Annotated in this window: 26 protein-coding genes; 10 read left to right on the top strand and 16 right to left on the bottom strand. The window is 71.9% G+C overall.

What is annotated here, in order from left to right; all coding sequences use genetic code 11:
- Window positions 1-88: 88 nt before the first annotated feature.
- Window positions 89-712 (bottom strand): J domain-containing protein, encoded by a 624-nt coding sequence (locus ACS5PV_RS07665; protein ID WP_455394740.1) that lies wholly within the window; start codon window positions 710-712, stop codon window positions 89-91.
- A 134-nt stretch (window positions 713-846) separates the two neighbouring features.
- Here ACS5PV_RS07665 and ACS5PV_RS07660 point away from each other — a divergent pair, with 134 nt between their 5' ends.
- Window positions 847-1119: a BolA family protein gene (locus ACS5PV_RS07660; RefSeq protein WP_455394739.1), complete on the top strand. Its 273-nt coding sequence runs from the start codon at window positions 847-849 to the stop codon at window positions 1117-1119.
- Here the strand turns inward: ACS5PV_RS07660 and ACS5PV_RS07655 are convergent.
- From ACS5PV_RS07655 to ACS5PV_RS07640, 4 genes are all read right to left on the bottom strand, one after another.
- Window positions 1061-2329, bottom strand: a complete 1269-nt coding sequence (locus ACS5PV_RS07655) for an MFS transporter (protein ID WP_455394738.1) — start codon at window positions 2327-2329, stop codon at window positions 1061-1063. The two genes, ACS5PV_RS07660 and ACS5PV_RS07655, sit on opposite strands and share 59 nt — an antisense overlap.
- Before the next feature lie 24 nt (window positions 2330-2353).
- Complete coding sequence (locus ACS5PV_RS07650) at window positions 2354-3520, bottom strand: acetyl-CoA acetyltransferase (protein ID WP_455394737.1); 1167 nt, start codon at window positions 3518-3520, stop codon at window positions 2354-2356.
- Between the two features lie 63 nt (window positions 3521-3583).
- Complete coding sequence (gene queC, locus ACS5PV_RS07645; protein WP_455394736.1) at window positions 3584-4291, bottom strand: 7-cyano-7-deazaguanine synthase QueC; 708 nt, start codon at window positions 4289-4291, stop codon at window positions 3584-3586.
- Window positions 4292-4373: 82 nt separating this feature from the next.
- Window positions 4374-4589 carry a hypothetical protein gene (locus ACS5PV_RS07640; protein WP_455394735.1) on the bottom strand — a complete coding sequence of 72 codons (216 nt, stop codon included), beginning with the start codon at window positions 4587-4589 and terminating at the stop codon, window positions 4374-4376.
- A gap of 229 nt (window positions 4590-4818) precedes the next feature.
- Here ACS5PV_RS07640 and rpsT point away from each other — a divergent pair, with 229 nt between their 5' ends.
- From rpsT to ACS5PV_RS07620, 4 genes are all read left to right on the top strand, one after another.
- On the top strand, window positions 4819-5094 hold the full coding sequence (rpsT, locus tag ACS5PV_RS07635; protein WP_109958403.1) for a 30S ribosomal protein S20: 276 nt from the start codon (window positions 4819-4821) through the stop codon (window positions 5092-5094).
- A 424-nt stretch (window positions 5095-5518) separates the two neighbouring features.
- A complete protein-coding gene (locus ACS5PV_RS07630) occupies window positions 5519-8797 on the top strand; it encodes a helicase-related protein (RefSeq protein ID WP_455394734.1) in 3279 nt (1092 codons plus the stop codon).
- Between the two features lie 107 nt (window positions 8798-8904).
- On the top strand, window positions 8905-10395 hold the full coding sequence (locus ACS5PV_RS07625; protein ID WP_455394733.1) for a DUF2252 domain-containing protein: 1491 nt from the start codon (window positions 8905-8907) through the stop codon (window positions 10393-10395).
- Between the two features lie 517 nt (window positions 10396-10912).
- Window positions 10913-12613: an IlvD/Edd family dehydratase gene (locus tag ACS5PV_RS07620; protein ID WP_455394732.1), complete on the top strand. Its 1701-nt coding sequence runs from the start codon at window positions 10913-10915 to the stop codon at window positions 12611-12613.
- A gap of 110 nt (window positions 12614-12723) precedes the next feature.
- On the opposite strand, the gene ACS5PV_RS07615 is transcribed toward ACS5PV_RS07620, so the two are convergent.
- The 6 genes from ACS5PV_RS07615 to ACS5PV_RS07590 form a co-directional block, all read right to left on the bottom strand.
- The gene (locus tag ACS5PV_RS07615) at window positions 12724-13713 is read right to left on the bottom strand and encodes a TonB family protein (RefSeq protein ID WP_455394731.1); all 990 of its coding nucleotides are present in this window, start codon (window positions 13711-13713) and stop codon (window positions 12724-12726) included.
- A 4-nt stretch (window positions 13714-13717) separates the two neighbouring features.
- A complete protein-coding gene (gene tolR, locus ACS5PV_RS07610) occupies window positions 13718-14176 on the bottom strand; it encodes a protein TolR (RefSeq protein WP_455394730.1) in 459 nt (152 codons plus the stop codon).
- 69 nt (window positions 14177-14245) lie between these two features.
- On the bottom strand, window positions 14246-14938 hold the full coding sequence (locus ACS5PV_RS07605; RefSeq protein WP_455394729.1) for a MotA/TolQ/ExbB proton channel family protein: 693 nt from the start codon (window positions 14936-14938) through the stop codon (window positions 14246-14248).
- A gap of 40 nt (window positions 14939-14978) precedes the next feature.
- The gene (locus ACS5PV_RS07600) at window positions 14979-15467 is read right to left on the bottom strand and encodes a Tat pathway signal protein (RefSeq protein ID WP_455395005.1); all 489 of its coding nucleotides are present in this window, start codon (window positions 15465-15467) and stop codon (window positions 14979-14981) included.
- A gap of 325 nt (window positions 15468-15792) precedes the next feature.
- Window positions 15793-16227 (bottom strand): photosystem reaction center subunit H, encoded by a 435-nt coding sequence (locus ACS5PV_RS07595; protein ID WP_455394728.1) that lies wholly within the window; start codon window positions 16225-16227, stop codon window positions 15793-15795.
- A 31-nt stretch (window positions 16228-16258) separates the two neighbouring features.
- Window positions 16259-16663 carry a response regulator gene (locus ACS5PV_RS07590; RefSeq protein ID WP_455394727.1) on the bottom strand — a complete coding sequence of 135 codons (405 nt, stop codon included), beginning with the start codon at window positions 16661-16663 and terminating at the stop codon, window positions 16259-16261.
- A 249-nt stretch (window positions 16664-16912) separates the two neighbouring features.
- Here ACS5PV_RS07590 and ACS5PV_RS07585 point away from each other — a divergent pair, with 249 nt between their 5' ends.
- The 4 genes from ACS5PV_RS07585 to ACS5PV_RS07570 all read left to right on the top strand — a co-directional run bounded on the left by ACS5PV_RS07585 (window position 16913) and on the right by ACS5PV_RS07570 (window position 20024).
- Window positions 16913-17926: a WD40 repeat domain-containing protein gene (locus tag ACS5PV_RS07585; protein ID WP_455394726.1), complete on the top strand. Its 1014-nt coding sequence runs from the start codon at window positions 16913-16915 to the stop codon at window positions 17924-17926.
- A gap of 2 nt (window positions 17927-17928) precedes the next feature.
- Complete coding sequence (locus tag ACS5PV_RS07580) at window positions 17929-18195, top strand: hypothetical protein (protein WP_455394725.1); 267 nt, start codon at window positions 17929-17931, stop codon at window positions 18193-18195.
- 198 nt (window positions 18196-18393) lie between these two features.
- Window positions 18394-18687 (top strand): virulence factor, encoded by a 294-nt coding sequence (locus ACS5PV_RS07575; RefSeq protein WP_455394724.1) that lies wholly within the window; start codon window positions 18394-18396, stop codon window positions 18685-18687.
- Between the two features lie 107 nt (window positions 18688-18794).
- A complete protein-coding gene (locus ACS5PV_RS07570) occupies window positions 18795-20024 on the top strand; it encodes a peptide ABC transporter permease (RefSeq protein ID WP_455394723.1) in 1230 nt (409 codons plus the stop codon).
- On the opposite strand, the gene ACS5PV_RS07565 is transcribed toward ACS5PV_RS07570, so the two are convergent.
- The 4 genes from ACS5PV_RS07565 to argB form a co-directional block, all read right to left on the bottom strand.
- Window positions 19948-20280 carry a hypothetical protein gene (locus ACS5PV_RS07565; protein ID WP_455394722.1) on the bottom strand — a complete coding sequence of 111 codons (333 nt, stop codon included), beginning with the start codon at window positions 20278-20280 and terminating at the stop codon, window positions 19948-19950. The genes ACS5PV_RS07570 and ACS5PV_RS07565 overlap by 77 nt on opposite strands.
- A gap of 387 nt (window positions 20281-20667) precedes the next feature.
- A complete protein-coding gene (locus tag ACS5PV_RS07560) occupies window positions 20668-21090 on the bottom strand; it encodes a metallopeptidase family protein (RefSeq protein WP_455394721.1) in 423 nt (140 codons plus the stop codon).
- A gap of 232 nt (window positions 21091-21322) precedes the next feature.
- On the bottom strand, window positions 21323-22054 hold the full coding sequence (locus ACS5PV_RS07555) for a pyrimidine 5'-nucleotidase (protein WP_455394720.1): 732 nt from the start codon (window positions 22052-22054) through the stop codon (window positions 21323-21325).
- Window positions 22055-22187: 133 nt separating this feature from the next.
- Window positions 22188-23096, bottom strand: a complete 909-nt coding sequence (argB, locus tag ACS5PV_RS07550; protein WP_455394719.1) for an acetylglutamate kinase — start codon at window positions 23094-23096, stop codon at window positions 22188-22190.
- 266 nt (window positions 23097-23362) lie between these two features.
- On the opposite strand from argB, the gene ACS5PV_RS07545 reads away from it, so the two are divergent.
- Window positions 23363-23572: a hypothetical protein gene (locus tag ACS5PV_RS07545; protein WP_455394718.1), complete on the top strand. Its 210-nt coding sequence runs from the start codon at window positions 23363-23365 to the stop codon at window positions 23570-23572.
- A gap of 9 nt (window positions 23573-23581) precedes the next feature.
- On the opposite strand, the gene ACS5PV_RS07540 is transcribed toward ACS5PV_RS07545, so the two are convergent.
- Window positions 23582-24358, bottom strand: coding sequence for an MOSC domain-containing protein (locus ACS5PV_RS07540; RefSeq protein ID WP_455394717.1), 777 nt, complete (start codon window positions 24356-24358; stop codon window positions 23582-23584).
- Window positions 24359-24425 lie beyond the last annotated feature (67 nt).

Below are 24425 nucleotides of genomic sequence, written 5' to 3'. Positions count from 1 at the left end.
ATATGGGGGAGGCGCCGGGTTTCGAGCCCCCTCGCGGCAGATCGGGCATGCGAGGAGCGTGCCGGGGTGGGCCCGGTCCGCCCACAGGTCAGCACAGGCCGGCGGCCCGCAGGGTGTCGTGGGCCTTGATGATGTCGCGTAGGCGGTCCTCGAACGAGCGGTCGCCGCCGTTGGCGTCGGGGTGGAAGCGCTTCACCAGCACCTTGTATTGCGCCTTGATGGCGGCCTGGTCGGCGCTCTCGTCGAGGCCGAGCACGTCGAGCGCCTTGCGGATGGGGGCCGAGTAGCGCGGGGGCGGCGGCTCGGCCCGGGCGCGGCGCGAGGCCGGGCCGGCGCCCTCGCCGCGCAGGATGCCGAGGGGATCGACGTAGTCCCAGTCGCGCTGCGTCGCCTCGGGCTTCGGCCCGGTCTTGCCCCCGGGATTGACGCCCATCGTCCAGGTCGGGCGGTGCCCGATCACCGCGTCCTTCTGGTAGGCCTGGACGGCGGCGTCGTTCATCCCGTCGAAGTAGTTGTAGGCCGCGTTGTACTCGCGCACGTGCTGCATGCAGAAGCGCCAGTACTGGCCCTCCTGCTTGCGCCCCTTGGGCGCCTTGTGCAGCCCGGGCTGGGCGCAGCCCGGCCGGTCGCAGGCCGGCCCCTCGGCCTTCTTGGGCTCGTCGCAGGAGGGCCGGATGCGGATGCGGTCGAACAGGGGCGAGTTCAGATCCATGACGAGGCGATTATGAGGGGCGGCGGGGCGGGCACAAGGCCTTCGGGCCTGATGCCGCAGGCGGAACCGGACGGCTTGACGGGGGCTGCCCGCTCCGGTCACTCGATCCGAAGCAGGTTAAGGACGGGTGCGCGATGAGCCTGGGCGAGTGGATCAGGACGACGCTGGAGGAGCGGCTGGCGCCGACGGCACTCAGCGTCGTCGACGAATCACACCAGCATGCCGGCCATTCCGGCTGGCGGGAGGGTGGGGAAACTCACTTCCGACTGGATGTGGTGTCGGCGGCCTTCGAGGGAAAGAGCCGGGTCGAGCGCCACCGCATGGTGAACGCGCTCCTCGACGACGCCTTCAAGCGCGGCCTGCACGCCCTGGCCCTGCGGGCGCGGACGCCGGGGGAAGCGGGGTAGGGGCGGCTGATTCCCGACCTGGATCCGGCCCGTATACCGGCTCCCGCGGCGCGAACGCGTACACGACTGTCGCGGCCAGCAGCGCCAGCCCGTAGGCCAGGAACAGCCGGCCGTAGAGCGCATCCGGCGACAAGCCGGCGGTGCCGAGCACGAACAGGGCCGAGAGACCCTGGACGGCGGCCGCCCCGCCCATGAAGACGATGTTCATGAAGGCGACGCCGCGCCCGAGCAGGTGGGCGGGGAAGAACCGGCGGGCATGGGCCATCAGGATGCCGTAGCTCAGGCCGGCCGCGCCGGTCAGCGCCAGGAGCGCGACCGCGAGCGCGGTCGAGCCGCCGCCGAACAGCCCGAGGGCGGAGAGCGCCAGGCCGGTGACGAGGCAGCCGGCGAGCGCCGTGCGCTTCGGGTCGCGCACCAGCCGCTCCAGCGGCCCGTAGCCGATGGCGCCCGCCGCCATCGCGGCACTCATCGCGAGGGTGCCGTTGCCGCGCTGGAGCGCGTCGAGGCCGTGGACGCTGCCGAGATACGAGCCGACCCAGAGCGAGCGGGTGGCGATGACGACGGCGTAGCTCACGAACACCACGGGAAAGACCGGCCACAGGGCCCGCATCCGCGCGACCTCGGCAAAGCCGCGCCAGACCGACGTCCGGGGCGGATCGGCAAGGCGCGGCGGATCGACGATCAGCCACAGAACCAGCCCGGCAGCCAGCAAGGTGATAGCCGAGAGCCCGAACAGGATCGCGCGCCATCCCAGCGCATGGCTCGCCAGCGCCAGCGGCGTCGAGCCGAGGAGATCGCCCGCAGTGCCGAGGCCGATCATCAGCGAGGACAGCATGGCGAAGCGCTCGGGCGGGTAGACCCGCCCGAACAGGTAGAGACCGCCCATCAGCGCCGGCGCGCAGCCGAGCCCGATCAGCGCCATCGCGGCGGCGGCGCCTGAAAACCCTTGCGCGAGCCCGAGGCAGGCCGCCCCGAGGGCGGCGACGACCAGGAACCCCGACACGGTGCGCTGCGGCCCGATCCGGTCGAGGAGAAGTCCGGTCGGCACCTGACCCGCCGCGAAGGCCAGGAACCAGCCCGCCGAGAGCAGCGCGAGATCGGAGGGCGCTAGACCGAGGTCGGGCCCGAGATCGGGCGCGACCATGGCGAGGAAGCCGCGATCGAACTGGCTGATCGTGTAGGTGAGCAGCAGGACCAGGAAGGATGTCACGGTCCCGCCGCTCCTTTCGTCGGGCTACTTGATGCGCTCGAGCACGCTGACGTAGTTCGCCACGGCCACGCCGCCCATGTTGAACACGCCTGCGAGCGTCGCGTCGGGGATCTGCATGCCGCCGGCCTCGCCGCAGAGCTGCATCGCCGAGAGGGCGTGCATCGACACGCCGGTGGCGCCGATCGGGTGGCCCTTGGCCTTCAGCCCGCCGGACGGGTTGACCGGCAGCTTGCCCTCCTTGGTGGTCCAGCCCTCGCGGATCGCGTCGGCGCCGCGGCCCTCCTTGGTCAAGCCCATCGCCTCGTACTCGATCAGCTCCGCGACGGTGAAGCAGTCGTGCGTCTCGACGAGCGAGAGGTCGTCGAGGGTGATGCCGGCCTGGCCCAGCGCCTTCGCCCAGGCGGTGGCGGCGCCCTCGAACTTCAGGACGTCGCGCTTCGACATCGGCAGGAAGTCCTGCGCGTGGGCGGTCGCCCGGAAGGCGACGGCGCGGCGCATGCGGAGCGCCGTCTCGGTGTCGGCGAGCACCACCGCCGCGGCGCCGTCCGAGACCAGCGAGCAGTCGGTGCGCTTGAGCGGGCCGGCGACGAAGGGGTTCTTGTCCGATTCGGTGCGGCAGAACTCGAAGCCGAGGTCCTTGCGCATCTGCGCGTAGGGGTTCTGGACGCCGTTGTGATGGTTCTTGGCGGCGATCATCGCCAGCGCGTCGGACTGGTCGCCGTGGCGCTGGAAGTAGGCGCCGGCGATGTTGCCGAACACGCCGGCGAAGCCCGCCGGGTTGTCGCCGTCCTCCGGCAGGTAGGAGGCCTTGAGCAGGGTGCGGCCGATCTCCGGGCCCGGCGTGCGGGTCATCTGCTCGACGCCGACCACCAGCACCACCCGGGCGCGCTTGGCCTCGATGGTCTTGATGCCCTGATGCACCGCGGCCGAGCCGGTGGCGCAGGCATTCTCGACCCGGGTCGCAGGCTTGAAGCGGAACCCGTCATCGGCCTGGAGCACCAGGGAGGCGGTGAAGTCCTGGGGCGTGAAGCCCGCGTTGTAGTGGCCGAGCACGATCTCGTCGACGTCCTCGGGGCCGATCCCCGCATGGGCCAGCGCCTCGTTGGCGACGCGGACGATCAGGCTCTCGACGGTCTCGGTGTCGTGCTTGCCGAAGGGCGTGTGGCTCCAGCCGACGATGCAGGCGGTCATAGTTCTCTCCTCCCGTATTTGCGATGCAATGTGCGCAACGGAAGGACCGCCCGCAAGCGCGCCTCACGCATCCTCGGCGCGGAAGCGCGCATAGCCAGCGGCGCGCAAGCTGCAGGCCGGGCAGGTGCCGCAGCCATGGCCCCAGGGGTGGAGGGCGCCGCGCTCGCCGAGGTAGCAGGTGTGGCTCTCGCGCACGATGAGGTCGACCAGCGCCTCGCCGCCGAGATCGCGGGCGAGCCGCCAGGTCTCGGCCTTGTCGATCCACATCAGCGGCGTGTGCAGCACGAAGCGGCGGTCCATGCCGAGGTTGAGCGCGACCTGCAACGCCTTGATGGTGTCGTCGCGGCAATCGGGGTAGCCGGAGAAATCCGTCTCGCACATGCCGCCGACGATGTGGCGCAGGCCCCGCCTGTAGGCGAGCGCCGCCGCGAAGGTGAGGAAGACGAGGTTGCGGCCCGGAACGAAGGTGTTGGGTAGCCCGCCCTCTTCCATCGCGATGGCGGTGTCCCGGGTCAGCGCGGTCTCGGAGACCGCCCCGAGGGCGTCGAGGTTCAGCGTGTGGTCGTCGCCCAGGCGCCCGGCGAAGGCCGGCACGATCCGGGTCATCTCGGTGCGCAGCTGCGCCCGGCAGTCCAGCTCGATCCGGTGGCGCTGGCCGTAATCGAAGCCGAGCGTCTCGACATGGGCGAAGCGGTCGAGGGCCCAGGCGAGGCAGGTGGCGGAATCCTGTCCACCGGAGAACAGGACCAGGGCGCCGTCGGGGGACGTCATGCGGGCTCCACGCGAAAGGGGCGGCTCCGATGCCGGAGCCGCCCTCTTATAGAGCCGGAGCGCAGGCGCGGCCTACTGGCCGTTACTGGCCCTGGGCCTGGCTCGCCTTCTTGTTGGCGTTGTGGTGGCCGACCGCGCAGCCGGCCGCGGCGCCGGCCTTGCCGTGCCCGACCACCTTGCCGGCGAGCCCGCCGACGACCGCGCCCTTGATGCAGCCCTTGGCCTCGGCCTGGTGCGGGATCGCGACGGCCGAGACCGCGAGGAGGCCGGCGGCGAGCAGGGAAGCGGAACGGATCATGCTGAACTCCCTTCAGGTATGTTAGAACCTCAACCATTGAGCGGGCAGACCGTTCCGGAGCCGGCTCCCGTTCCGCCGTTGACGTTCCGGCCGGTCGCGGCTATAGACCGCGGCTCGCGGACCTGCGGGCTTTCGCCCGGCGGGTTGCCCGTGCTTCCATGCCCTGACACGCGACGCCACGATCCCGCCGGGATCGCTCGGGCCTCGCCTTTTTGAATGAGGAACGCCGATGGCCAACACCGTGTCGGCCAAGAAGATGACCCGCAAGATTGCCAAGCGTACGGCAGTCAACCGCTCGCGCCGCAGCCGCATGCGCACCTTCATCCGCAAGGTCGAGGAGGCGATCGAGTCCGGCGATCACGGCACCGCCCTGACCGCCCTGCGCAGCGCGGAGCCCGAGATCATGCGCGCCTCCCAGAAGGGGATCGTGCACAAGAACACCGCCTCGCGGAAGGTCTCGCGCCTCGCCGCCCGCGTGAAGGGCCTCCAGGCCGCCCAGGCGTAACGCCGAAGGCTCCGAGCGCCCGCGAACGTTCGGCCTCGGGGACACGCGCCGCCATGGCGTGAACGGTTCGCGAGACGAAAGGAAATGGCCCGGCCCGAGCGCCGGGCTTTTTCGTGTCTGCGCCCGACGAGGGCGCGCGGTCCGCACCCTGGCCCGGCGCCTTCGCCCCGTTCTTGGGGCCCGTTCTCGGGCCGAGTTCTCGGGCCAAGGTCCACGCGTCGAACGAGCCCTGCCGCGGTCATCGACGACGCGCGGGCTCGGCCCTGTCGTCGCAAGGACGAGGGGCGCACGAACCCTCGGCGGAGCCGGCCGCCGCAGACTCCTCGTACTCCCCCGCATCATTCCTGTGCATGCGACAGCCTCGGCCCGGACCCGTCGCAGCCGCCGGGCGTTTCCCGCACCAGTGAACAGGAGCGGGGGGCCGATGGCGAAGCGCAAGGTGAGCCGGCGCGCGGGTGTGGGGGCCGAGGAGGGCGTGGCGCCGCTGGTGCCGCCCGGAGCCCTCGCGGTGGCGCTGCTCGGCCTGCGCGAGCGGGGGCAGCCGCTGATCCACGTCGCCCGCGACGCCCGCCGGCTCGACGAGATCGCGGCCCTGCTGCGGGCGCTGGCGCCCGGGCTCGGCGTCGCGGTCTATCCGGAATGGGATTGCCTGCCCTTCGACCGCGCCTCGCCCTCTCGCGGGACGATGGGGGCGCGGGCCGGCGTGCTGCGCTGGCTCACCGATGCCGGGCACCTGCCCGCCATCCTGCTCACCACCGCCCCGGCGCTGATCCAGCGGGTCCCCCCGCCGGAGACCTGGGCCGAGGCCCGGGTCGAGCTCGCCGCCGGCGACGCCCTCGACCCCGCCCGGCTGACCGCGGAGCTGCAGCGCCTCGGCTACATCCTCGACGACCGGGTCGACGAGCCCGGCGAGGTCGCGGTGCGCGGCCGGACCATCGACGTGTTTCCGGCCGCCGCACCCCGGCCCTGCCGCATCGAGCATGCCGGCGGCACGATCACGGCGATCCGCACCTACGATCCGGTGTCGCAGCGCTCCCTCGACGAGGTCGGGACCCTGGTGGTCGACCCGGCGACCGAGATCGTCCTTGCACCCGATTCCGCCGTGCGCCTGCGGCCCTTCACCGGCCAGGAGCACCAGCTGCCCACCCTCTACGGCCGGCTCGTTACGGTGCTCGACTACGTGCCCGACGCCCGCCTGGTGGTCGAGGCCGGGGCGGAGGGCCGCGCCGAGGCCTTCTTCGAGCAGATTGCCGAGGGCCGCACCTCGGAGGTGGCGGCCCGCGGTCAGTCGGCGCCGCTCTACTTGACGCCCGCCGAGTGGAAGAAGGTCCGCGCGGCCCGCGAGGTGGCGGTCGCGAGCGATGCCGACGCGGACGCCATCGCCGTCCCGTCGTTCCTGCGCGAGCGCCGGCCTGGTGCGGCCTTCTCGGCCTACCTGCGCGAACGCCTCAAGGCCGGCGAGCGGGTGGTGCTGGCGGGCGATCCCGCCGGGCTCAAGCGCCTGTCGCGCCAGGCCGCCCGGGCGGCGGAGCGCAGCGTCCGCCCGATCGCCGACTGGGCGGAGGCCGCCGCCGCCAAGGCCGGCGAGATCGTGGCCCTGTCCGCGCCCCTCGATGCGGGCTTCCGCGTGCCGGACCTCGCCGCCACGGTGATCGCCGCGCCGGATGTCCACGGTGGTGCGTCGGTGCGCCCGCGCGCCGGCCAGCCGGTGATCCTGCCGATGGGCGAGGTGGACCTGCGCGTCGGCGACGTCGCGGTCGACCGCGACCATGGCTTGTGCGTGTTCGAGGGGCTGGAGCGCATCGCCACCGGCGACGGCGCCAGCACCGAGGCCCTGCGCCTGCGATTTGCCGGCGACGCGATCCTGATGGTGCCGGTGGCCCAGGCCGACCGGATCTGGCGCTACGGCTCGGAAGAGGAGGCGGTCACCCTCGACAAGCTCGAGGGCGGTACCTGGGCCAAGCGCCGCCTGACCACCGAGGCCGGCCTGGCGCGGGCCGCCCGCGCCATGCTGGCGGCGGCGGAGGAGCGCTGCAAGGCCAGGGCGCCCGCCCTGGTGCCGCCGGAGCGTGAGATGGAGCGCTTCGGCGCCGGCTTCGGCTTCCCGCTCACCCCCGACCAGGCGAAGGCGGTCGACGGGGCGCTCCAGGACCTCGCCGGCGAGCGGCCGATGGACCGGCTGGTCTGCGGCGACGTCGGCTTCGGCAAGACCGAGGTGGCGTTGCGCGCCGCCGCCGCCGCGCTGCTCGCCGGCCATCAGGTCGCCGTGGTGGCGCCGACGACCGTGCTGGTGCGCCAGCACCTGCGCACCTTCGAGCGGCGCTTTGCCCGCTTCGGCATCGGGGTGGCGCAGCTCTCGCGCCTCGCGAGCCCGGCGGAGGGGAAGCGCGTGCGCCAGGGCCTGGCCGACGGCTCGATCCGCCTCGTCGTCGGCACCCACGCGCTCGCCGGGCGCGGCGTCGCCTTCGCCGATCTCGGCCTCGTGGTGATCGACGAGGAGCAGCGCTTCGGCGCTGCCCTCAAGGAGCGCCTGCGCACGATGGCCGGCGACGCCCACGTGCTGACGCTCACCGCGACGCCGATCCCCCGCACCCTGCAATCGGCGCTGGTGGGCCTGAAGTCGCTCAGCGTCATCGCGACGCCGCCGGCGGTGCGCCAGCCGATCCGCACGGTGCTGACGCCGCTGCACGACGACACGGTGCGGGCGGCGCTGATGCGCGAGAAGGGGCGCGGCGGCCAGAGCTTCGTCGTCTGCCCGCGCATCGAGGAGATCGGCCCGATGGCCGAGCGCCTGAAGCGGCTCGTGCCGGAGCTCGACACCGTCGTCGCCCACGGCGAGATGAAGCCGGCCGAGCTCGACGAGATCATGGTGCGCTTCGCCGACGGCGAGGGCGACGTCCTGCTCGCCACCTCGATCATCGAGAGCGGGCTCGACGTGCCGCGGGCCAACACCATGCTGGTCCACGATGCCGAGCGCTTCGGCCTCGCCCAGCTGCACCAGCTGCGCGGCCGGGTCGGCCGCGGCCAGCGAAGGGGCGTCACCTACCTGCTGACCCGGTCCGACCGCGACCTGTCGCCCTCGGCCGAGAAGCGCCTGCGCACGCTCGAGGCCCTCGACCGCCTCGGCGCGGGCTTCGCCATCAGTGCCCGGGATCTCGACCTGCGCGGCGCCGGCGACCTCGTCGGCGAGAACCAGGCCGGCCACGTCAAGCTGATCGGGCTCGGCCTCTACCAGCACCTGCTGCAACTGGCGCTGCGCGCCGCCAAGGGAGAGCCGGCGGAGGACTGGGCACCGGAGATCAACCTCGGCCTCGCCGGCGACGTGCCGGAGGATTACGTGCCCGAGCCGGAGGTGCGCTTAAGCCTCTACACCCGGCTCCTGCGCCTCGGCGGCGCGGAGGAGGTCGAGGCCCTGCGCGGCGAGGTCGAGGACCGGTTCGGGCCGCTGCCGAAGGGCGTGCGGGCGCTGTTCGCGCTGGCCCACCTGCGGGTGGCGTGCCTGAACCTCGGCATCGCCCGTCTCACCGGCGGGCCGCAGGGGATCGCGGTCGATTTCCGTCCCGGCTGCGCGCCTGCCGCGATGTCGCTCTCGGACGAGGTCACCGCTCGCGACGGCCGGCTGATCCTGCGCCGTTCGTGCGACGATCCTGATCGGCGCGGCGAGCTGGCGGCCGAGTTCCTGCACGTGCTCCAGGACAAGTGACCAGGCCCTACGTTTCGGGGCGGGTTCTTCATCCCGCGCCCGGAACGATCGATCACGGCCAAGGTTGAGTCGAAGACCGGATCGAGGCCGCCGACGAGCCGCGCCCCATGGACAGACCCAACCCCGACACCCATCCCGAGGAGACCGCGGCCGACGCGTTCGCGGGACCGGCCGAGGACGTCGTGCTGGAGCCCCTGGCCGATTTCCCCCGCATCGACCTGCGCACCCCCGGCGAGCCGTGGGAGAAGCGCCGCGCCGCCGGCAAAGCCCTGCGCGCCAAGGTCCCGCATGACGGCCACGGGCCGGTGCCGGTCCCGCAGGACCGGCCCGATCCGGTGCGGCTGATCGAGCAGGCGCAAGCCGGGCGCCAGGCGCGGCTGATTCCGCTACGGGTCGCCCGGATGGCGAGCTCGCCCTTCGCCTTCCTGCGCGGTGCGGCGACGGTGATGGCCTGGGACCTCGCCCGGACGCCCACGAGCGGCATCGACGTGGTGATGAACGGCGACGCCCACATCTCGAATTTCGGCCTGTTCGGCACGCCCCAGCGCGACATCGTCCTCGACCTCAACGACTTCGACGAGGTCACGATCGGCCCCTGGGAGTGGGACCTGAAGCGCCTCTGCGCCAGCATCGAGGTCGCCGCCCGCGACCTCGACGTTCCGCTCAGCGAGCGCCGCGAGGCGGTGATCGCCGCGGCCTACGGCTACCAGCACACCATGACCGAGCTGGCGCCGCAGGGGCCCCTCGACGTCTGGCACCGGGCGGCGCGGGCCGAGGAGCTGGATTTCAGCGGCATCGCCATCGATCACGAATCGCGCGCGGTCGTGGAGCGCGCCGTCGAGAAGGCGCGCAAGCGCCACAACAAGAGCCTGCTCGCCCGGATCGGCGAGCGCCGGGTCGACGGCGGCTGGCGCTTCCGCCAGGATCCGCCGATCCTGACCTGGGTCGAGCCCGAGACCCGCGAGGCGGTGACCGCCGGGCTCGAGCGCTACGCCGAGACCCTGCCGCGGGAGCGCCGGTTCATGCTCAGCCGCTACCACGTCGTCGACGTCGCCCACCGGGTCGTCGGCGTCGGCAGCGTCGGGACCCGGGCCTACGTCGCGCTGCTGTGCGGCAACTCGGACCAGGACGTGCTCTTCCTCCAGGTCAAGGAGGCGGTGCGCCCCGCCCACGCGCCCTACGTCGCCGGCATGCCCGGGCCCTACGCCTCGCACGAGGGCGAGCGGGTGATCTACGGCCAGCGCCTGCTCCAGGCGGTCGGCGATCCGCTCCTCGGCTGGACCACCATCGACGGTCGTCCGTTCTACGTCCGGCAGATGAAGAACATGAAGGGCGAGATCCCGGTCGCCTGCATGCGCGGGCAGCCGCTGGTCTACTTCTCCTGGGCCTACGGCGCGCTGCTCGCCCGGGCCCATGCCCGCACCGGCGATGCCGCCGCCATCGCGGGCTATTGCGGCCGCGACCGCCACGACGACTTCCGCGAGGTCCTGGCCGACTGGGCCCGGGCCTACGGCGACCGCAACGCCGAGGACCACCGGCTGTTCCTGGAGGCGATCGCCTCCGGGCGGCTGGAGGCGGCGGACGACCCGGTGATGTGACGGAAGGGGCGAAGCCGCCGGTCGAGAGCTATCGTCGCGCTTTGGAAATTTCGAGAAAGTATTGTCTTGATGCTTCCAAGTCATATCATGGCGCGGGATCCCCTCTCCAGGCGATGCCGGGCTTGCCCGGTATCGCTGCAAGGTATGGGAGAGGGGTAGGGGTGAGGGTGCTACGGTTCCGATTGAAGCGCTGGCCGCTGAGCTGCCAGCACGATGGGCACAGCTTCACAAGGAAGCGTGTCACCCTCACCCCCGGGCCCTCTCCCACACGGGAGAGGGGGGGATGCATCACATTTTCATGGACGATCGTCAGTATTTTTTATGTTTATTAGAGAATTGCAATGCAAAATTGCTAAAAATACAATTTTGCGATTTAATTTTACAGCATAATTCACCTAATCGATATCATCATTACGCATATTTATCTTGCGATGCCTCGCGGCCCTGGGGCGGCTTCGTTGACAATCATCCCCCCACCCTTGAGAACCGGTCAAAACGCCGGCGGGAGGAGCACGCGATGGGCAAGGGCTTGCGCAAGGGACTGACCAGCTACGGGGATGCGGGCTTCTCGCTGTTCCTGCGCAAGGCGTTCATCAAGGCGGCGGGCTATTCCGACGACGCCCTCGACCGGCCGATCGTCGGCATCACCAACACCGCCTCCGACTACAATCCCTGCCACGGCAACGCCGCGCAGCTGATCGAGGCGGCCAAGCGCGGGGTGATGCTCGCCGGGGCGATGCCGATGGTGTTTCCCACCATCTCGATCCACGAGAGCTTCGCCCACCCGACCTCGATGTACCTGCGCAACCTGATGGCGATGGACACCGAGGAGATGATCCGCGCCCAGCCGATGGACGCGGTGATCGTCATCGGCGGCTGCGACAAGACCCTGCCGGCGCAGGTGATGGCGGCGGCCTCCGTCGACCTGCCGACCGTGGTGATCCCGGTCGGCCCGATGGTGGTCGGCCACCACCGCGGCGAGGTGCTCGGCGCCTGCACCGATTGCCGGCGCCTGTGGGGCGCGCACCGGGCCGGCGAGATCGACGAGCAGGAGATCGAGACCGTCAACGGCCGGCTCGCGCCGTCCGTCGGCACCTGCATGGTGATGGGCACCGCCTCGACCATGGCCTGCATGATCGAGGCGATGGGCCTCGCGCTGCCGATGGCCGGCACGATTCCGGCACCCCACGCCGAGCGGATCCGCCTCGCCGAGGCGAGCGGCGCCTGCGCCGCCGCGATGGCGAAGACCGGCGGCCCGCGCCCAAGCCAGATCCTGACCCCGGCCGCGATCCGCAACGCGCAGGTCGTGATGCAGGCGATCGGTGGCTCGACCAACGGGGTGATCCACCTCACCGCCATGGCGAACCGCGCCGGCATCGACCTCGACCTCGCGAGCCTCGACGCCATCGGCCGCGAGGTCCCGGTGCTGGTCGACCTCAAGCCCTCGGGCGACCACTACATGGAGCATTTCCACCATGCCGGCGGCGTGCCGAAGCTCCTGGCCGAACTCGGCGGCCTGATCGACCTCGACGCCCCGACCGTGACGGGGGCGACCTTGCGCGACGTGGTGGCGGCGGCCGAGGACGTGCCGGGCCAGACCGTGATCCGCTCGCCGAGCCGCCCGATCAAGCCGGTCGGCGCGATGGCGGTACTCACCGGCAACCTCGCGCCCCGCGGCGCGCTGATCAAGCACTCGGCGGCGACGCCGCGCCTGCTCCAGCACGAGGGACGGGCGGTGGTGTTCGACTCGATCCCCGACATGGCGGCGCGGATCGACGATCCCGACCTCGACGTTTCGGCCGACGACGTGCTGGTGCTGCGCAATGCCGGGCCGAAGGGCGCCCCGGGCATGCCGGAGGCCGGCTACCTGCCGATCCCGAAGAAGCTGGCGCGGGCCGGCGTCAAGGACATGGTGCGGATCTCGGACGCCCGGATGAGCGGCACCGCCTTCGGGACCATCGTGCTGCACGTCACGCCGGAATCGGCGGTGGGCGGGCCGCTGGCGCTGGTGCGCACCGGCGACCGCATCCGGCTCGACGTCGAGGGCCGGCGCATCGACCTGCTGGTCGACGAGGCCGAGCTCGCCGCCCGCGCTGCCGGCCTCACGGCTCCGGAGCGGCCCGACTGGGCGGCCCGCGGCTATGCCCGCCTGTTCCACGACACCGTCACGCAGGCCGATCAGGGCTGCGACTTCGACTTCATGCGGCGGGAGGGGTGAGCCGGTTCCCGATCATTCCGCTCGACAATAAAGCGCGTCCCCCTCTCCCACACGGGAGAGGGGGACGCGCTTTATTCTGCTTCTGTCGGATCGAACCGTCGTAGAAGTTCTCAGTTGAATCGCACCGGCAAGGTGAAGCTCTGCTGCGCGCCGGTGAACTCCGCCGGGGCCGGCGGCAGGCTGCCGGAGGCGGCGGCCACCGCCGCGGCGTCGAGCGAGCCGTTGCCGCTGCTGCCGGCGAGCGAGGCGCCGAGCACCCGGCCGGAGCGGGACACGGTGAAGCGCACGGTCGCGGTGCCGCTCGCCCCCGCGGCGCCCCGCGCCCGGCTCTGGATCACCCCGCGCACCATCGCGCCCCAGGCTCGCGCCGCGTTGGCGCTCGCGGCGGCGGACGCCCCGCCCTGGTTCATCTGCGAGGCGGAGGCCGCGGCGCGGCGCTGGCGGGCGGCCTCCATGTTGCGCTCGGCGGCTCTCGCAGCCTCGTGCTTGACGTCGCGCACGGGCTTGGGCGCCGGCTTCTTCGCCTCGACCGGCTTCTCGACGGGCCGGGGCTTCTCGACCGGTTTCGGCTTGGCCACCGGCTTCGGCACGGGCTTGGGGACCGGCTTTGCTTCCGGCACGGGCTTGGCCACCACGGCGGCCGGCGCCTCGGGGTTCGTCGAGGTGACGACCTGCTCCTCGGGCTCCTGCACCGCTTCCATCGCCTCGGGCGGCTTCTCCATCGGCACCGTCTCGGCCGGGGCCTGCTCGACCGGGGTCTCCTGTGGTGCCTGCTCGACCTTGGTGTCCGGCGGCGGGGTCTCGACCGGCACGGTGTCGGACGGGGGCTCGGTCGTCGGGACGGTCTTCGGCTCGACCGTGTCGGTGGGCGGCGGCGCGGCCTCGACGTCGGGTGCCTGGGTCGGCACGTCGATCGCCGCCATGTCGGGCGCGAGGTCGATCGCGATCTCGTTCTCGCCGGGCGGGGCCGGGGGGCTGCGCCAGTAGGTCAGGGCGAACAGGCCGCCCGCGTGAAGCGCGAGCGCCACCAGGAAGGCGAGGCCGAGGCCCGTTCCCGGCTCGCGCGGCTCCGGCGCCTCGGTCGTGACGGTCGGGGTCATCGGCTCACCGCGGGGCCGCGGGCGCCGCGCCGGAGGGCGCGTTGGCGATCAGCGAGACCTTGGCGAAGCCGGCCTGGCCGACGAGGCCCATCACCTCCATGACACGCCCGTAGGGCACGTCCTTGTCGCCGCGCACCAGCACGGTCTGGCCCGGATCCTCGGCGGCGGCGGCCTTGAGGCGCGCGAGCGCGCCGTCGGCCGGCAGCGGCTCCTTGGCGAGGAAGGCCTGCCCGTCCTTGTCGACCGAGACCACCACCGGCTTCTTCGACTCGGCGCTCTTGGCGGCCGCGGTCTTCGGCAGCTGCACCGGCACGCCGACGGTCATCAGCGGCGCCGCGACCATGAAGATGATCAGCAGCACCAGCATCACGTCGACCATCGGGGTGACGTTGATCTCGGACATCGGCGCGGCGTCGAAGCCATCCTCGTCGCCGGCGCCGGCCTGCACCGGTCCCATACCCATCTGGCGGGCCTCCGGCCGCCTGCCTCTCGCGGGGCAGGGGCTCTCTACGCGTTGAACGGACGAAGAAGCTTACTCGGCGGCGGCGCTGCGGGCGTGATGGCTGCGGTCGCGCGCCAGCCGGTTGCCCAGGATGCCGATGCCGGCGACGAAGGCCGACTGTACCTTGGCGAGGTCGCTCGAGAACTTGTTGTAGGCGAGCACCGCCGGGATCGCCACGACGAGGCCGATCGCGGTGGCGAACAGGGCCTCGGCGATGCCCGGCGCCACCACCGCGAGGCTGGTGTCCTGGCTCTTCGCGATCGACGAGAACGAGTTCATGATGCCCCACACCGTGCCGAACAGGCCGATGAACGGTGCCGCCGAGCCGGAGCTCGCCAGGAACGGCAGGCCGACCTGAAGCCGCTTGATGTCGAGGGTGAGTGCGGCTCGCATGGCGCGCTCGATCCGCTCGCGGCGCTCGGCGCGGGTCTCGGTCGGATCCTGGTCGCGCCAGGCCTCCTGGGCGGCGGCCACCACCCGGGCGGAGATGCCCGAGCCTGCCTCCGGCATGCCGCCGGTGGCGACGAGGCGGGCGAAGGCCCTCGCCTGGCGGCGGGCGCCGGCGAGGCGCACCAGCTTCTCGATGATGATCGTCCAGGAGACCAGCGAGGCCAGGACCAGGAGGATCATCACCCCCTTCACGACCGGGTCGGCCTGAAGGAAGAGGCCGAGGAAGGAGAAGTCGTGGCCGGCGGTCGCGGCGGGCGCGGTGGTCGGATCCATCTCGGCGGTCTCCGGAAGCAGGGGGAAGGAGGAGAGGCGGTCAGCGCACGAACGGCGCGGCGCCCTTGGCGGAGGAGGGCTCGATCCGCTCCAGGCAGGATTCGCGGGTGAGGTCCTGACCCGAGGTTTCCTTGCCCTCGCAGGCCGCCACGTCGTTCAGCAGCACCCGGCCGACCTGGGCGCAGGGGGTGGGGGCGATCTCGAACTGGCGCAACGCCGTCTTGCGCGCCGGCACTGGGCCGAGCTCGACCATGCTACGCTTCTGGACGATGCCGTCGGGATCGAAGGCGTAGAGGTCGAGGCGCAGCGAGCGGATCGGGCCGCCCTTGCCGTTCTCGACGATCAGCATCGCCTTGCAGGCCTCGCCCGCGGTCTCGAGCTTGTTCAGCTCCACCCGCAGCGGCGGGGCGGCGGGCTGGCTCACGGCGGCGGGCGTGACTGTCGCCTGAGCTTCGGATGCCGCCTGGGCCGTCGCGGCGAGTGGCGACAGGGTGAGGCAGAGCGCCGTGACGCGGCCGATGCGGGCCAGGGCGGCAACCTTGGACCGGGGCGAGCCTTGCGTGAGCACGTCGTGCGCCTCCTCTGGGACGGCGAGCGCCAAGCCGCCATACGCGCGCGGACCGGCACCCACGGGGCACCGGCGCGACGCCTTCCCGGCTCTCGCTCCTGTTCGTCGGACAAGGCCGGATCGGCCCGGGCATCGTCCCGGGCCGCCGGCAGGAACGAACTAGCGAGGTGACCGGGCGGGATCAAGGCCGCCCGCGAAACTCAGAGGAATTCCAATCTGTTACCGACGCTGCCGCGGGAGGCCCGCAGGTACCGTTGCCATATTGTCCCGTCCGCTCATCTCGCCTCTACTTCGCCTTCGTCTCCGGCGCCTTCTCGGGAGACTTTTCGGGAGCTTTCGGGGCGCGGGCCTTCTCGACGGCCTCCGCCTTCTCCTCGTCGGTATCGCCGCTCTGGTCGATCGCCCGCTCCGGATTGGCGGCCAGCCCGCGCAGGACCGTCAGAACCTGGGCGCAGACCTCCGGGTGCTTGTAGGCGTCGAGCACCACGGCGGCGTCGCGCAGGGTGCGCAGGTCGCGCACCGTCTGCTCGTTGGCCGAGCGCTGCAATTCGGGCGACTTGGCGATCACGTCCTCGAGCTTCAGGCCGACCACGTCGCAGGTCGCGCTCGGGGCGGGCGCCGCCGGGGCTGCGGGGGCCGGCGCGTCCTTGGCGCCCGCCGTGAGGGCGTGGCCGGCGAGGACGAGGGCGACGAGGCCGGACAGGACGAAGGGCGGGCGCATCGTTTCTCAGGGCTCCGGTGGGGGGAAGTGTTCAGTGGCCGAGGATGCGGTTGGCGAGCGCTACGATCTGGCTCGGCCGGTAGGGCTTGGGCACGAAGACCGAGTCGGTCACCGCCTCGCCGGCGCCGAGCGTGGCGCGGCCGCCCGAGGTGTAGACCACCGGCAGGCGCGGGGAGTGGCGTCGGGCGTCGCGGGCGAGCGCGACCCCGTTGGTGTTGCGGGCCAGATCGATGTCGGTGAATAGCATGTCGACCCGCTCGGCTTGCAGGATCCGGCCGGCCTCGACCGCGTCGGCGGCGGTGAGCACGCGGTAGCCCTCGTCCGCCAGGGCCTCGGCGGCGATCTCGCAGACCATCGCCTCGTCCTCGACAACCAGCACCGTCTCGCAGGGGAGGGCGGCGGGCGGCACCATCGCCGCAAAGGCAGACTGGATCATGACGCAACTCGCTCCAGGACGATGAGGGCCGCCGGTCCGCCTTGGACGCTCCGGCGAGGGTTCGGGGTAAGAACCGCCGGAACCTCGGCCGTGTTCGGGCCCGATCCATCGAATTGACGCGGTTTGGTGAGCGAAGCCTTAACCTTGCGGGAGGACCGGTTAATCCGGGCCGGAACCGCCCCCGCCCTTGCGCGGAATCTCCCCGTGTGAGAGGCCCGGGCCCGGAACAAGAGGTTCACAGGAAGAGCGATGAGCGCCACCGCCGCCCCCTCCCTCACCCAGCAAGTCACCGAGATCGCGGCCGGCGCCCACGTCATCGCGGCGCACTGGCTCGGCCGGCAGCTCGCGCTGGCGCTCGGCGACGGCGCGGTGCTCCTCGTGGCGGAGGACGGCGGAACCACCCGGGTCGAGGCCCACCCCGAGGCCGGCATCCTGGTCGCGACGGGGGACGGCAAGCGCCTCGTCACCGGCGGCGACGACGGCCGGGTCGTCGCGGTCAGGGCCGACGGGACCGCCGAGGAGATCGCGGCGGCGAAGGGCGGCGCCTGGATCGACGCGCTCGCGCTCCACCCCGACGGCGGCGTCGCCTACGCTGCCGGCAAGCGCGTCGTCGCCCGCGACGCCAAGGGCCGCGAGAAGGTCTTCGAGGCGCCCTCCACCGCCCGCGGCCTCGCCTTCGCGCCCAAGGGCTACCGGCTGGCGGTGTCGCATTACGGCGGGGCCACCCTGTGGTACCCGAACCTCGACACGGCGCCCGAGCCCCTGACCTGGAAGGGCTCGCACATCGACGTCACCTGGTCGACGGACGGGCGCTTCGTCATCACCACGATGCAGGAGAACGCCCTGCACGGCTGGCGCCTGCAACCCGACCGCGGCCACATGCGGATGACCGGCTACCCGGCCAAGGTGCGCTCCTATGCCTGGTCCTCCGACGGGGACTGGCTGGCGACGAGCGGCGCGGAAGCCGTGATCGTGTGGCCGTTCGATTCCAAGGAAGGCCCGACCGGCAAGGCGCCGCGGGAATGCGGCGTGCGCCCGGCCCGGGTCTCGCGGGTGGCGTTCCACCCCAAGGCCCCGGTTCTGGCGGCGGGCTACGAGGATGGCTGCGTGCTCCTGATCCGCTTCACCGACGCCTCCGAGCTGCTCGTCCGCCCGGCGGTGCGGGGCAGCGCCGTGACGGCGATGAGCTGGCACTCCGGCGGCGAGCACCTCGCCTTCGGCTGCGCCGACGGCCAGGCCGGCCTCCTCAGCCTGCCGCGCTGACCATGGACCTCCTCGGCGCCTTCCGGCGCCGCCCCGCGCCGGATGCCGGCGCGCGGGCGCGGGTGGCCGGGATCGCCCGCCGCCTCGGCGGCTTCGGTCCGGAGGTGACGCTCACCGTCAACGAGATCGTCTGCGCCGATCCGGCCTGCCCGGGCACCGAGACGGTGATCCTGGTGATGCGCCCCGGCGCGCGCTCGCGCGCCTGCAAGGTGGCAAAGCCCTTGGAGGCGGTGACGGAGGAGGATGTGGCGGCGGTGCTGGAGGGCTGACGGCGAAGCCTTCACAAAGGCGGGGGAACCGCACACATTTCATCCGAGGGGCGTCCCGCCGACGCAGGTGACCCTCTCGGCGGGGGCGGCAGCAGATCCATGAAGACCCGACGCCCGAAACGCCGCTTGCCGCAGGGTTATGAGGCCGATAGGCTCCTCCCTCATCACATCCCCAATAGGCCGGTCTGGAGCAAGCGGGTGTACGCAATCTGCTTCGATCTCGATACCGAGACCTTGAAGGACCAGTATCACAACGCGTCGTGGCAGAACGGCTACCAGGACATCGCCCGGGTGCTCGAGCGCCATGGCTTCGACCGGCAGCAGGGTAGCGTCTACTTTGGCAACGACCAGGTCGACCCGGTGCGGTGCGTCCTGGCGATCCAGGACGTGGCGCGGGAGTGCCCCTGGTTCCGGGCCGCGGTGGTCGACGTGCGGATGCTGCGGATCGAGGAGAACAACGACCTGCTGCCAGCGCTCCAGCCGCCACCGTGAGGGCGCGCCCGCCCCCAGTGTTGCGCCCCATCTACAGCTTCAGGCCCGCCCTCTCGACTAGGAGGGAGAACGGCCCCGTTTCGGCGCCGTCATCCGGATTGGCCGCCATGCCGCGCGCGACGTCGCACACCCCCGATCCCGCCGTCGATGCGGCGGCGCTGCTGCGCCGCCTCGCCTTCTTCGGCCTGACGGTGGTGATCCCGGTCACCGCCCTGGTGTCGCGGCGCAGCGTGGTGATCCTGGCGCCGATCGGCATCGTGCTCCTCATCATCGCCGCCCTCCTCGACGGGGCGCAGCGCCCCCTCCGGGCGGGGCTGTCCCGCCTCGGCGGTGCCCGGGCGATCCTCGCCGGCGCGCTGCTGCTCGGCTGGTGCGCCCTGTCGCTGGTCTGGACGCCGTTCTCCGGCCCGGCGAGCGAGCGGCTGCTCAACCTCGCCGCCACGGTGGGGTTGACGGTGGCGGGCTACCTCGCGCTGCCGGACCGGATGCGCTCGGCCAACCTCTACCTCCTGCCCCTCGGCGTCGGCATCGCGGCGATCGGGGCGGTGATGCTCGGGCTGTTCAGCGGCGCCGCCCTGCGGGGCGGCTTCGAGGACGACAGCGCGCTCGAGCGCGGCGCGATGCTGCTCGCCCTGCTGCTCTGGCCCGCCGCCGCCTGGCTGCGCTCGCGCCGCCGCGACATGGAGGCGCTCGGCCTCGCCGTGGTGGTGGCGCTGGCCCTGGTGCTGGCCCCCGGGCCGGTGCCGCTCCTGGCGCTCGCCTGCGGGGCGGCGGCCTTCGCGCTCTCGGCCTGGCGCCCGAGCCTGGGCGTGCGCATCACCGCCGGGGTCGCGGCGGGCCTCGTCGCGCTGGCGCCGCTGCTGCCGTTCCTGCTGCGGCCGGCGCTGACGCCGCTGCTCGGGCCGCTCCACCCGACGATCCTGGCGCTCAAGGCCTGGCAGCGGGTGGTGACGACCGAGCCCCTGCGGCTCATCACCGGCCACGGCCTCGAGACCGCGCTCCGCGGCAAGGCGATCGGCATGCTGCCGGTCAACGCCCCGGCCTCGCTGCTGTTCGAGATCTGGTACGAGCTCGGGGTCGTCGGCGCCTTCGCGGCGGCCTTCGTGCTGTGGAACGGCATCCGCCATTCCGGCCGCGAGCATCCGGTGCTGACCCCGGGCGCGATGGCCACCGCCGCCACCGCCTTCGCCTCGACCTGCCTCGGCATAGGCACCACCGCGAGCTGGTGGTTCACCAGCGTCACCGTCGTGGTGCTGGTGTTCATCGCCGCGGAGCGGGGCCAGTTCCGCACCAGCCGGCCGAAGGCGAGTGCCCTGCCGCCGCGCAGCGCGGCGTGACGTCGGCCACCCGGCCGGCGAGCCAGGCCCGGGCCGCGTCGAGGCTCGGGAAGACCGGCGGGCGCGGCTCGCCGGCGGCCCGCCCGAAACCGGCTTCGAGATACCAGTGCCGGCCGAAGCCCAGCTCGCCGTGCAGGTCCGGGTCGAGAAGCGTCAGGACGCCGATCAGGCGGCCGTCGAGATAGGCGAGGCGCCCCTCGCTGTCGGCACTGCCGGTCTCGACGCGGACGTGATCGAGGGTGATGGGTGAGGACATGTCTGATTCGTCGTGGCGGCGCGGACCGAATATCGGTCGGCGCCGATACGAAGACCGGACCGCACCGACAATCGCGCGGAGGTTATACTGCCCACGGGCATATTCCGGGCGAAAGGCGCCGTACGATCCCGAAAACCCCCTTGCGATCAATATCTTGGTGCACAATGGAATGGCGGGCTAACGTCCCTTGATCCTAAGTCTTCAGGATTAGGTCCCGCGCAGCCCGATCGGCCGTTCCTCGCGCGGACTCGATGTCCCGAAATAGGTCGGACGATTGCCCAAGCACCCGCTTCGGCGAAGGCCGGCCTGTTCGCCGTGCCGTCGAATGGGCGACCCGTCGCCGACGAGCCGTCGCGGGGCGGCCACCCTCCATGACGCGGTGCCGCGTCACTCCTCGGCGGCGGCCTCGATCGCCGCCATGTCGTCGTCGGAGAGCCCGACATGGTGGCCGATCTCGTGCACCAGGACGTGGGCGACGAGGTGGCCCAGGGTCTCGTCGTGCTCGGCCCAGTAGTCGAGCAGGGGACGGCGGTAGAGCCAGACCATGTTGGGGAACTGCCCGGTGGCGAGGCTCGAAGCGCCGCCGCCCTGCGCCAGGCCGGTGCCGCGGAACAGGCCGAGGAGGTCGAACTCGCTCTCGCAGCCCATCTCGGAGAGCGTCTCCTCGTCGGGAAACTCCTCGACCCGGATCACCACGCCCTCGCACAGGGCGCGGAATTCGTCGGGCAGGCGCGCGAAGGCCGCCTCGGCCAGGGCCTCGATCGCGGCGAGGTCGGGGGCGCGCAGCAGGCTCCACTCGGTCTCGGACATGGGGGTCTCCCGGCGGATCACCACAGATTCAGCTGCCGGCCGAGCAGCCAGGCCAGGACGACGAGCGCCACCGCGCCGAGGCCGCGGCCGATGCGCCGGCCCCAGACCTCGACCGGATCGTGGTCGCCCGGCCCGTCCCGCCCTGGCGGGACTTGCTGTCCTGGCAGGGCTTGCCGCCCTGGCGGGACTTGCTGTCCTGGCGGGGCTTGCCGCCCTGGCGGAATGTGCGGGCTCACGCCGCGAGCGCCGGGGCGACCCGGTCGGTCAGGAAGCCCGCGAGATCGTTGGTGATGTGGTCGATGTGGGGCGCGCGCACCGCCTCCTGCTCGAAGCTCTCGCGGAACGGGTCGATGGTGCGGGGCACCACCAGCACCGTCGCCATGCCGAGGTCGTGCGGGACGACGAGGTTCTTGGCGATGTCCTCGAACAGGGCCGAGCGGGTCGGGTCGACCCCGTGGCGGGCCAGGAACTTCTCGTAGGCCGAGCGCTCGGGCTTCGGCACGAAATCGGCCGCCGCGATGTCGAACACGTCCTCGAAATGGTCGAGGATGCCGAGCTTCTTCGCCACGTTCTCGGCGTGCCGGCGCGAGCCGTTGGTGAGGATCAGCTTGCGGCCGGGCAGGCCCTCGATCGCCAGCCCGAGGCCCGGATCGAGCGCGATGCTCGAATGGTCGATGTCGTGGGCGAAGTCGAGGAAGTCGTAGGGGTCGATCTTCCACTCGGCCATCAGCGCGCGGAGCGTCGTGCCGTAGCGGTGGTAGAAGTACTTCTGCAGGGCGCGGGCCGAGATCCCGTCGAGCCCGAACAGGTTCATCACGTAGAGGGTGATGCGCTCGTCGACCTGCGGCCAGACGCGGGCGTCGTGGGGATAGAGCGTGTTGTCGAGGTCGAACACCCAGGTGTCGATCCCCGAGAAGCCGCGGGCCTGGGGCCCTGTGAGGTGGCTCTCGCCTGGCAGGAGCAAGGGACGTTCCGGCGACGGGGGCCCCACGGCCCCGGGCGCCTAGATTAAGCGAGGCGGGGCGGAAGGGAAGATGAAAGACGGGTCTTCTGGCGAACCGGGCGGCCCTGTCCGGGCCGCCCGGGACGATCGGACTTTACGACCGGCGGATCAGCGTGCCGGCGCCGTAATCGGTGAACAGCTCGAGCAGCACCGCGTGCGGCACCTTGCCGTCGAGGATGACCACCGCCTCGACGCCCTGCTCCAGCGCGTAGATGCAGGTCTCGATCTTCGGGATCATGCCGGCGGTGATGGTGCCGTCGGCGATGAGCCGGCGGCAATCCTCGATCGACAGTTCCGGGATCAGCTTCTTGTTCTTGTCGAGCACGCCCGGCACGTCGGTGAGCAGCAGCAGGCGCTTGGCCCGCATCGCGCCGGCGATGGCGCCCGCGAAGGTATCGGCGTTGACGTTGTAGGTCTGGTTGTCGGCGCCCACCGCCACGGGGGCGAGGACCGGGATCAGCTCGGCCTTCAGCACCGCGTCGAGCACCGTGCGGTCGACGTGCTCGGGCTCGCCGACGAGGCCGAGATCGACGTGGCGCTCGATGTGGGAATCGGGATCGGTCACCGTGCGGGCGGCGCGGCGCGCCCGCACCATGTTGCCGTCCTTGCCGCACAGGCCGATCGCCTTGCCGCCCTCGGCCGAGATCCAGCCGACGATCTGCTTGTTGATCGAGCCGGCCAAGACCATCTCGACCACCTCGACGGTGGCCTCGTCGGTGACGCGCAGGCCCTCGCGGAACTCGGACTTGATGCCGAGCCGGTCGAGCATGCGGCCGATCTGCGGCCCGCCGCCATGGACCACCACGGGCTTCAGGCCCGACTGCTCCAGGAGCACGATATCCTCGGCGAAGTCCTCGGCCGCGGCGCGGTCGCCCATCGCGTGGCCGCCATACTTGATGACGACGATCTCCTCGTCGTAGCGCTGCATGTGCGGCAGCGCCTGCACCAGGACTTCCGCCCGCACGTGCACGTTGGGCAGCTTGTCCGCTCCGGAATCGCTCATCGCGGCGGGGTTCCTCTCGCAGGGTCGGGCCGCGGCGCGCGGCAGGTGACGGCGCGGGGTTCTAAGCAACATCGCGCGGCCTGTCACACCGAAAACTCGATCGATCTTCTCGGTCGCGCGAGCGCCGCGCCTGTCAGGCGCCGGGTTCTGGCGCCGGGACGCGACGTTGCGATGACGGCCGGCCGTGCCGGTCTTCGCCGGCTACGTTTTACCCCAAGTTAACCATGCTCGGAACATTCTGGGGACGGTCCACCGGATCTTCCACGATGCGCCTCGCCGATTCGCTCCTGCCGCGTCCCGCCCTCACCAACCCGTCGCTGCTCGCCGCGACGGTCACCTCGCTGAGCCACCGCGCCGCCAGCCGCCAGGACCTCTGGCGCCTGCTCACCGACAGCTACACCGTCGACCTCGACGAGGTGGCGGCGGTGCTGCCGCGCCAGGAGCCCGAGCCGGACTGGCTGCCGACGAAGCGGTGAGCCGGTCGCTCAGCCCGCCACCCGCAGCACGTCCCCCGCCCGCACCTCGCCCCCCGCGATAACCTCGGCATAGATGCCGCAATCGGCGTGGCCGAGGTTCTTCTGCAAGGCCTCCGGGATCGCGAGGTCGCGCTCCCCGGTCGCCGGGTCGACGTTGGTGGCCGCACAGCGCACGATGCGCTTCGTCACCTTCAGGCGCAGGCCCGCATCCGTAGCGAGTTCCGTCCCGACGAGGTCGAGCTCGGCGAAGGCTGGCAGCCCCGTCACGTGCAGGTTGCCGCGAAAGCGCAGCGGGTCTACCGCCGCCCCGACCATGTCCTCCACCGCCGCCACGCTCGCCAGGTTGATGAGCGAGACGTAGCCGCGGGGCGAATCGGTGAAGCGGTAGCCGTCGCGCGCCGCCAGCACCTTCGGGGGCCCGCGCAGCTCCTTCGGGACGAAGCGGCGGAAGAACGCCTCGATGGCGAGCCGCCCCTCCGATGTCGCGAGGTCGCCGCGCGCCACCTCGCGCCCGCCCTCGCGGATCGTCAGCACGCCGGTGGCGTCGTCGTACGCGGTCGAGAGGCGCGCCAGGGCCTCGTTGCGCATCAGCATCAGGTACTTGATCTTGGGCTGGTGCACCGGTGCGGCAGGGTCGAACCCGCTCGGGCCGTTCTCGACCGCGAAAAGCCGGTCGCCCGGGAAATAGGCGCCGGGGGCCAGCGCCGCCGAGGCCAGGGGCTCGGGGGAGAGGCCCTTCACCGGGTAGCGGTGGAGGGCGGTGACGGTGAGGGAGGCCTGCGTCATGGCCCCTCGGTACCGGAATTTCGCCACGCTGAAAATCGGGTGCGGCGGAGCCCTCCGCGCTCGCCGC

It is taken from the genome of Methylobacterium sp. Gmos1, assembly GCF_053764715.1.
The sequence above is the reverse complement of the archived record's forward strand: the minus strand, read 5'-3'. Positions and strand labels throughout refer to the sequence as shown.

Bases quoted from the DNA above. Each gene is read 5' to 3' on its own strand.
- ACS5PV_RS07545 (WP_455394718.1), top strand. From the start codon at position 23,363: ATGCGCCTCGCCGATTCGCTCCTGCCGCGTCCCGCCCTCACCAACCCG.
- ACS5PV_RS07640 (WP_455394735.1), bottom strand. From the start codon at position 4,589: ATGATCCGTTCCGCTTCCCTGCTCGCCGCCGGCCTCCTCGCGGTCTCG.
- ACS5PV_RS07590 (WP_455394727.1), bottom strand. From the start codon at position 16,663: ATGATCCAGTCTGCCTTTGCGGCGATGGTGCCGCCCGCCGCCCTCCCC.
- rpsT (WP_109958403.1), top strand. From the start codon at position 4,819: ATGGCCAACACCGTGTCGGCCAAGAAGATGACCCGCAAGATTGCCAAG.
- ACS5PV_RS07665 (WP_455394740.1), bottom strand. From the start codon at position 712: ATGGATCTGAACTCGCCCCTGTTCGACCGCATCCGCATCCGGCCCTCC.
- ACS5PV_RS07660 (WP_455394739.1), top strand. From the start codon at position 847: ATGAGCCTGGGCGAGTGGATCAGGACGACGCTGGAGGAGCGGCTGGCG.
- ACS5PV_RS07570 (WP_455394723.1), top strand. From the start codon at position 18,795: ATGCCGCGCGCGACGTCGCACACCCCCGATCCCGCCGTCGATGCGGCG.
- ACS5PV_RS07595 (WP_455394728.1), bottom strand. From the start codon at position 16,227: ATGCGCCCGCCCTTCGTCCTGTCCGGCCTCGTCGCCCTCGTCCTCGCC.
- ACS5PV_RS07580 (WP_455394725.1), top strand. From the start codon at position 17,929: ATGGACCTCCTCGGCGCCTTCCGGCGCCGCCCCGCGCCGGATGCCGGC.
- ACS5PV_RS07615 (WP_455394731.1), bottom strand. From the start codon at position 13,713: ATGACCCCGACCGTCACGACCGAGGCGCCGGAGCCGCGCGAGCCGGGA.
- queC (WP_455394736.1), bottom strand. From the start codon at position 4,291: ATGACGTCCCCCGACGGCGCCCTGGTCCTGTTCTCCGGTGGACAGGAT.
- ACS5PV_RS07605 (WP_455394729.1), bottom strand. From the start codon at position 14,938: ATGGATCCGACCACCGCGCCCGCCGCGACCGCCGGCCACGACTTCTCC.
- ACS5PV_RS07585 (WP_455394726.1), top strand. From the start codon at position 16,913: ATGAGCGCCACCGCCGCCCCCTCCCTCACCCAGCAAGTCACCGAGATC.
- ACS5PV_RS07620 (WP_455394732.1), top strand. From the start codon at position 10,913: ATGGGCAAGGGCTTGCGCAAGGGACTGACCAGCTACGGGGATGCGGGC.
- ACS5PV_RS07560 (WP_455394721.1), bottom strand. From the start codon at position 21,090: ATGTCCGAGACCGAGTGGAGCCTGCTGCGCGCCCCCGACCTCGCCGCG.
- ACS5PV_RS07630 (WP_455394734.1), top strand. From the start codon at position 5,519: ATGGCGAAGCGCAAGGTGAGCCGGCGCGCGGGTGTGGGGGCCGAGGAG.
- tolR (WP_455394730.1), bottom strand. From the start codon at position 14,176: ATGGGTATGGGACCGGTGCAGGCCGGCGCCGGCGACGAGGATGGCTTC.
- ACS5PV_RS07625 (WP_455394733.1), top strand. From the start codon at position 8,905: ATGGACAGACCCAACCCCGACACCCATCCCGAGGAGACCGCGGCCGAC.
- argB (WP_455394719.1), bottom strand. From the start codon at position 23,096: ATGAGCGATTCCGGAGCGGACAAGCTGCCCAACGTGCACGTGCGGGCG.
- ACS5PV_RS07650 (WP_455394737.1), bottom strand. From the start codon at position 3,520: ATGACCGCCTGCATCGTCGGCTGGAGCCACACGCCCTTCGGCAAGCAC.
- ACS5PV_RS07540 (WP_455394717.1), bottom strand. From the start codon at position 24,358: ATGACGCAGGCCTCCCTCACCGTCACCGCCCTCCACCGCTACCCGGTG.
- ACS5PV_RS07565 (WP_455394722.1), bottom strand. From the start codon at position 20,280: ATGTCCTCACCCATCACCCTCGATCACGTCCGCGTCGAGACCGGCAGT.